This window comes from Actinomycetota bacterium (genome assembly GCA_005774595.1).
In the GTDB taxonomy this organism is placed as follows: domain Bacteria; phylum Actinomycetota; class Coriobacteriia; order Anaerosomatales; family D1FN1-002; genus D1FN1-002.
Genome location: VAUM01000120.1, coordinates 1 through 5,287, shown reverse-complemented (window position 1 = coordinate 5,287; position 5,287 = coordinate 1). Strand labels below are relative to the sequence as shown.

The 5,287-nt window shown below is 72.5% G+C and carries 6 protein-coding genes; 1 reads left to right on the top strand and 5 read right to left on the bottom strand.

Annotated elements, in window-relative coordinates:
• Positions 1–1,055 (bottom strand): PASTA domain-containing protein (locus FDZ70_06025; GenBank protein TLM76847.1); only part of this gene is annotated, 1,055 nt, incomplete at its 3' end.
• Positions 1,056–1,179: 124 nt separating this feature from the next.
• Between FDZ70_06025 and FDZ70_06020 the strand changes: the two genes are divergently transcribed.
• On the top strand, positions 1,180–1,437 hold the full coding sequence (locus tag FDZ70_06020; GenBank protein ID TLM76846.1) for a hypothetical protein: 258 nt from the start codon (positions 1,180–1,182) through the stop codon (positions 1,435–1,437).
• A 30-nt stretch (positions 1,438–1,467) separates the two neighbouring features.
• On the opposite strand, the gene glpX is transcribed toward FDZ70_06020, so the two are convergent.
• The 4 genes from glpX to def all read right to left on the bottom strand — a co-directional run.
• Entirely contained in the window at positions 1,468–2,433 is a 966-nt protein-coding gene (glpX, locus tag FDZ70_06015; GenBank protein ID TLM76845.1) for a class II fructose-bisphosphatase, read from the bottom strand.
• Between the two features lie 29 nt (positions 2,434–2,462).
• Positions 2,463–4,049, bottom strand: a complete 1,587-nt coding sequence (locus FDZ70_06010) for an antitermination protein NusB (GenBank protein TLM76844.1) — start codon at positions 4,047–4,049, stop codon at positions 2,463–2,465.
• Positions 3,818–4,738 (bottom strand): methionyl-tRNA formyltransferase, encoded by a 921-nt coding sequence (gene fmt, locus FDZ70_06005; protein TLM76843.1) that lies wholly within the window; start codon positions 4,736–4,738, stop codon positions 3,818–3,820. Before fmt ends, FDZ70_06010 begins: the two co-directional genes overlap by 232 nt.
• 24 nt (positions 4,739–4,762) lie before the next feature.
• On the bottom strand, positions 4,763–5,287 hold a 525-nt coding region (def, locus tag FDZ70_06000; GenBank protein ID TLM76842.1), incomplete at its 5' end, for a peptide deformylase.

The following is a 5,287-nucleotide window of genomic DNA, read 5'->3' as shown; positions in this document are numbered from 1 at the left end:
GCCCAGTCGGGGTCTCGGAACGCGGTGCGGTCCTCGGCGGAGTTCACCGAGCCGAGGATCACCCGCACACCGGGGGCGGCGACGGCAGCGAGCACCGTGTCGCTCGCGACGTTGGAGATCGGCGCGGAGAACCGCGACCCCTTCAAAGCGTCCGAGATGCGCCGCGCGAGGTCCGCGGACGGGATGTAGAGCGCGGGCCATGACGCCGTAGGCGCGGCCGCGTACACGGCGATCCCCTGGGCCGACTCGTCGACGGACAGCCCCACGACGGCGGTGCAGCTCGCTGCGACCGCGCGCACCGCGCGCTGGGTGTCATCCGCGGCGCCGGGGGCGTCGATCGCATTGCGGGTGACCGTGACCGTCGCTCCGGACGCCTCCAAGAGCGACCGCAGGCGCCTCACAACCTCGAGCGCCGCATCCGGGGTCCCCGACGCCTCACCGGACGCCTCCGGGGGAGTCCCGGGGTCAAGGACGAACGAGGCGCCGGAGAGGGCGTACGGGCGCAACGACCCCGATGAGTCGCGCGAGGACGCGACCCCGAGCCGTATCGCCTCGGACGTGCGTACCGTGGCGCCGGGGGACGGCAGGCTGGACAGCACCGTGCCGGACGGTTCGTCCGACGGTACCGGCTCGACGTCCACCACGAGGCCCCGCCCCTCGAGCAGGGTGCGCGCCTCGGAGAGCCTCATGCCCAGCACGTCGGGCATGGTGAACTCCTCGGAGCCCGCGGAGACGATGACCACGACGGTGCCGCGATACGGCAGCACGCCGCCCGCGGGTGGGTCTTGCTCGATGACGGCGCCGAGAGGGACCGTCGAGGAGAACCGCTTGTCGCCGTAGGTCAACAGCAGGCCCGCCTCACCGAGACGGCTGCGGGCGACGGCGACTTCCAGCCCTTGGACGTTCGGGACGGTGACGTCGGGGCGACGGCCCACGAGGAGCGGCACGGCGACACCCGCCGCCACGCACAGCGCGAGCACTGCGACAACCACAGGGACCCATCGCGGAACGAGGGCACGCCGAGGCCGGACGGGGCTCTGAGGGGTCGGGTCCATGGGCAGCGATTATACCAGCCCTTGGGCGTGCAGCCCTTGCGGGCGTGGCGCGCAGGTTGCTATCTTTGCGCCCCGCGCACCGCGCCGAAGCCGCGTCGAAACGTCTCGCGAAAGGCCCGTCCGCATGCCCGCATATGACTTCCGCTGCCCCGACTGCGGCGACGTGTTCGAGATCGTCCGTCCGGCCTCCGAGGCCGGCGACGTCTGCTGCCCGCAGTGCGGCACGGTCGCCAAGCGCGTCTTCAGCCCTGTCGGCGTGGTCCTGAAGGGCTCGGGCTTCCACAACACGGACTACCGCCCCAAGCCCAAGGACGACGCACCCGCGTGCCCGACGAGCGGATCCAAGGACGCCTGCGCGTCCTGTCCGGCCGCCAAGGAGTAGCCCCGGCCCGCGCGAGGCAACGAGCCGGCGTCAGTCCATCCGCACCCAGAACTTCTCGGACCCGGTGCGGTACACGGTCTCGATGAAGCGGACCGTGCCGGTCTTGCCGTCCATGGCCACCGAGTGAGTCCTCGATCCCTGGCCGAAGTAGCGCACACCTCGCAGCATCTCGCCATCGGTGACGCCTGTGGCGATGAACGCGGCTTCGTCCGTGTTCACCAGACAGTCCATGGTGAGCACGCCGTCGATGTTGCAGGTGCCCATGTCGACGGCGCGCGCCTTCTCCTCGTCGCTGCGCCAGGCGAAGCGGCCCATGAAACAGCCGCCGATGCACTTCATGGCCGCGCACGCGAGCACGCCTTCCGGCGCCGCGCCGATGCCCAAGTACACGTGGATGCCGGTACCCTCGATGGCGGTCGCGACCGCTCCGAACACGTCGCCGTCGCTGATCAGGCGGATCCGTGCGCCGGCCTGCCGCACCTCGGCGATGAGGTCCTTGTGGCGGTCGCGGTCGAGAATGCACACGACGAGGTCCTCGATGGGGCGCTTCATCGCTATGGCGATGTTCGCGAGGTTCTCGGTGGGGCTTGCGTCGATGTGGACGGCCGAGGCGGCCGCGGGACCGACCGCGATCTTGTTCATATAGGTGTCCGGAGCGTGCAGCAGCGTGTCCTTCGGCCCGAACGCGAGGACCGCGAGCGAGTTCTGCTGACCGTGCGCGGTGAGGTTCGTGCCCTCGAGCGGGTCGACCGCGATGTCGATCTCCTCGCCGCCGCGCCCGACCTGCTCGCCGATGTAGAGCATCGGGGCCTCGTCGCGCTCCCCCTCGCCGATGACGACCGTGCCCGCGATGTCGATGTCGTTGAACGCCTTGCGCATCCCCTCGACCGCGGCGGCGTCTGCGGCGTGCTTGTCCCCCTTGCCCATCCACCGGCCCGCGGCCAGCGCTGCGGCTTCCGTGACCTCGAGCATCTCGACGATCCGCGTCGTGCGCATGGAGTCCTCCTCGACCGATGTTGCCGTCCTCAGCTGATCCGTTCGAGCACCGCCGCGAAGTGACCGTCCGGGCCACCCTGCTCGGGCAGCGACTGGAAGTACCCCTCGGGCGTGACCCGGCCGTTCCACCCTTCCGGCAGGCTGCCGCCGACGTCACGCACCCTGAACCCCGCCTCCGAAGCCAGGAAAGCGCCGACCACGTCGTCGTTCTCGGTGGCGGTCAGGGTGCACGTGGAGTACACCACAACGCCTCCGACGCGGACAAGGCGCGACGCGGAGGCCAGCAGGCGGGCGCCGAGGGCCGCGAGGCGTGCGGCGTCGTCCGGCGAGACGCGCCACCTCCGCTCCGGGTGGCGGCGCAGCGTCCCCAGGCCGGTGCACGGCGCGTCGACCAGCACGGCGTCTGCGGTGCCGGCGGCAGGCACCCCGTCGATGCCGGCGAGGTCGGTCGCGTCCCCGGCGAGCGCGGTGACGCACGGGACGCCCAGCGCGTCCGTCCGTTCGGCGAGGATGCGCGCCTTGTACTCGTGGAGGTCGACGGCGGTGATGTGTGCGGGCGTGCCTGCGCCAGCGGCCCGCGCCTGCATGAGCACAGTCTTCGTGCCTCGGCCGGCGGCGACGTCGACGATCGTCCCGCCGGGATGAGCTCCCACGAGCCAGGCGACCACCTGCGCCGCCGCGTCTGCGACCAGCACGAGGCCGTCGGAAACGGCACGCGAGCGCACCGCGGCGGACGGCACGCCGCACACGATGCAGCCCGGCAACGGCCCTGGCGCGGGGTCCGCGCCCTCAGCCGCCAGCGCCTCGAACGCCGCTTCCGCCGTCCCGCGGAAGGGATTCACGGCGAGGTAGAACGGCGCCGGCGTGTTGTCCGCGTCGAGCACCCGCTCCGCCGCGTCGCGGCCGAACTGCGCCACGAGGTCGTCGACGATCCACCGCGGGTGCCCCGTCGCGAGCGCGAGGACGGCCGGATCGCTGCGGTCGGCCCACGGGAACGACGCGGCCTCGGCCGCCAGGCGCCGCAGGACCGCGTTCGCGAGCCCGGACGCCGCGGGCCGCGCCACGCGCGCGAGCTCGACGCCCTCGCTGACGGCGGCGCGCGCCGGCACGCGGCTGAACAGCAGCTCGTAGGCGGCGATGCGCAGGGCGTCGCGCACCCTTGGCTCGAGTGCGGACGGCCGCTCCACGTAGCGATCGAGGACGGCGTCGAGCGTCCCCTGCATCTGGAGCACGCCGAAGACGATCCGATGGGCCAGCGCCGCGTCCGCCGCCGAGACGGGACGCCGCGCGAGTTGTGCATCGAGGACCTCGGACGCGTACGCGTCACGTTCGCGGACGCGCGTGAGCACGGACAGCGCGAGCGCCCTCGCGGAAGATGCAGCAGTCACGCGGGGCCCCAGACGGCCTCGGGCGGCAGATGGGCACCGTTCACCCACGCGGCCGCGGACATCGTGCAGCGTCCCTCGGGCCTGACCTCGGTGAGGACGACCGCGCCATCGGCGAGACCGAGAGCCACGCCGGTCGGCTGCAGGACCACGCGGCCCGGGGGCACGGCCGCATCGGCCGGCGCGACGGCGGTCACGGTCAGCCGGCGGCCGTCGACCGTGATGCGGCACGGAGCGGAGCCTGAGGACGCACGGATCCGGCGGCGGGCCTCGGCCGCCGTCATGTCGGGTCCGATCGCGACGTCGGCGACCGTCACCTTCGCGGCATAGGTGGCACATGCGTCGTCCTGGGGCGACCACACGGCCGTTCCCGCCTCGATCGCCGTGATCGCGTCGGCGAGTGCCGCCGCGCCGGTCCGGGCGACCTCGGCCGTGAGCGACTCCGTCGTGTGGTCACCGACGGCGACCTGCCGCTCGAGGCAGACCGGGCCGGTGTCCAGCCCCTCTTCGACGCGCATGATCGACACGCCGGTGACCTCGTCGCCGGCGAGGATGGCGCGCTGCACGGGAGCGGCGCCCCGCCACCGAGGGAGGAGCGAGGCGTGCACGTTGATGAACCCGTAGGCGGGTATCGCGAGGACCGCAGCGGGCAGCATGGAGCCGTACGCGGCAACGACCCCGAGGTCGGGCGCGGCCTGTGCTACGAGCACAGCCGCGGCATCGCCCCGAAGGGACTCGGGTGTCTCAGTGCGTAGACCCATCGCCTCGGCCGCCACGCGGACCGCGGAGGGGTGGAGCGCGCCCCCGCGCTTCGAGGCGGCGTCCGGCCGCGTGATGACGAGCGCGACGTCACAGGCCTCCGCAACCGTGCGCAGCGACGGCACAGCGAACTCGGGCGTGCCGAGGAACACAACGCGCACCGTTCGGCACCCCCTCGCCTTTGGTCAGCCCGTCTCGTCGCGGGCTTCGTTGTAGCGGCGGATGGCCGCCCTGCGCTCCTCGGGCGTGGCACGATCGATGATCAGCACGCCGTCGAGGTGGTCGGTCTCGTGCTGGAGCAGGCGGGCGTAGAGACCGTCCGCCTCGATGCGGACCGGCTCGCCGTCGAGGTCCAGCGCGGTGCACACTACGCGCGACGCCCGCTCGACCGGGACGGTGATGCCGGGAAGTGACAGGCAGCCCTCCTCGTCGGTCTCCGTCTCCTCGGAGCGCTCGGCGATCTCGGGGTTGCACAGCGCGACGAGCTGCTCGTCGAGATCGAAGACGATGAGCCTCTTCTGGACGCCGACCTGCGTCGCCGCGAGCCCGATGCCGGGGGCTTCATACATGAGACGCGCCATCCGGGCCGCCAGCGGGCGCAGTGAATCGTCCGCCGCCGGGTCGACCGGCTCGGCGGGCTGACGCAGCGCGGGATTCGGGTGGGCGAGGATGTCCATCATGCCTTTCCGTGCCGGAGCAGGGTCCGGGAG